The organism is Kocuria subflava (genome assembly GCF_012163155.1).
Lineage (GTDB): Bacteria > Actinomycetota > Actinomycetes > Actinomycetales > Micrococcaceae > Kocuria > Kocuria subflava.
The window spans coordinates 1-1,229 of record NZ_JAAVUN010000082.1 but is presented as its reverse complement, the minus strand read 5'-3'; the positions used below and the strand labels follow the sequence as shown (position 1 = coordinate 1,229).

The following is a 1,229-nucleotide window of genomic DNA, read 5'->3' as shown; positions in this document are numbered from 1 at the left end:
TAGGTCCGGTGGTTCTGGGAGTCGTCCTGTCGCCCGTGGTTGCGGGCAGGGAGACTGGTCAGATCATGTCGAACATCAGGAAGCGTCACACCCCGGAGCAGGTCGTCCGCAAGCTCGGGCAGGCCGACAGGATGCTCGCCGACGGCAGCGACATCGCCGCGGTGTGTCGGGAGCTTGGGATATCCGAGCAGACGTATTACCGGTGGCGTAACCAGTACGGCGGACTGAAGGCCGACGACGCGAAGCGTCTCAAGGAGCTGGAGAAGCAGAACGCCACGCTCAAGCGATTGCTGGCCGAAGCGGAGCTGGAGAAGGCCGCGCTCAAGGAGCTGGCCGAGGGAAACTTCTAGGCCCGGGCAGGCGCCGCGCCGCCGTCTCGCACCTGATCAGGACACTGCAGGTGAGCGAGCGGATGGCGTGCCGTCTGGCCGGGCTGAGCAGGTCCGCGTACCGTCGCCCGCTCAAGGGCGACACGGTCGCCGACCCTGATCGCGCGTTGCGAGACTGGCTGCGCGCGTGGGCGAAGAAGCATCCCCGCTACGGGTACCGGCGGGCGTATCACGACGCCCGGGGTGAGGGCTGGGCGGTGAACCACAAGAAGATCCAACGCCTCTGGCGAGCCGAAGGCCTCCGCGTCCCGCAGCGGCGACGCCGCAAGCGTGTCGGATCCTCGACCGTCGACGCCCCGGCGGCGGTCGCACCGAACCTCGTATGGGCGGTGGACTTCCAGTTCGACGTCGACGAGCGGGGCTGCCCGATCAAGATCTGCTCCATCGTCGACGAGCACACCCGCGAATGCATCGGCGGGCTCGTGGAGCGGTCGATCACCGCCGACCGGCTCACCGCCCACCTCGAAGAGCTCGTCGCCGTCCGCGGAGCACCGGGTGTGCTCCGCAGCGACAACGGGCCCGAGTTCATCAGCGACGCGATGGCCGACTGGGCGGGTACCCGCACCGGCCTGTTCTACATTCCGCCCGGCTCGCCCTGGCACAACGGATACGTCGAATCGTTCAACAGCCGCCTCCGCGACGAGTGCCTCAACATCAACAGCTTCTACTCACTGCTGCACGCCCAGGTCGTGATCGGCGACTGGAAGACCGAGTACAACCATCAGCGTCGGCACTCATCGCTCGGCTACCTACCCCCGGCCCAGTACGCTCGGCAGTGCACCCATCAAATCGAAACCGACGACTCACAGAGCGACCGGACCGAATGAAGGGGGCGGCCCA

General features: G+C 67.0%; 1 protein-coding gene. It reads left to right on the top strand.

Annotated elements, in window-relative coordinates; genetic code table 11:
- Positions 1-65: 65 nt before the first annotated feature.
- Positions 66-1,216, top strand: a protein-coding gene (locus tag GTW58_RS13040; RefSeq protein ID WP_168023555.1) for an IS3-like element ISPfr10 family transposase whose coding sequence is annotated in 2 segments (ribosomal slippage) — positions 66-336 and positions 336-1,216 — 1,152 coding nt in all. Because the reading frame shifts where the segments join, the coding sequence is not laid out codon by codon here.
- Positions 1,217-1,229 lie beyond the last annotated feature (13 nt).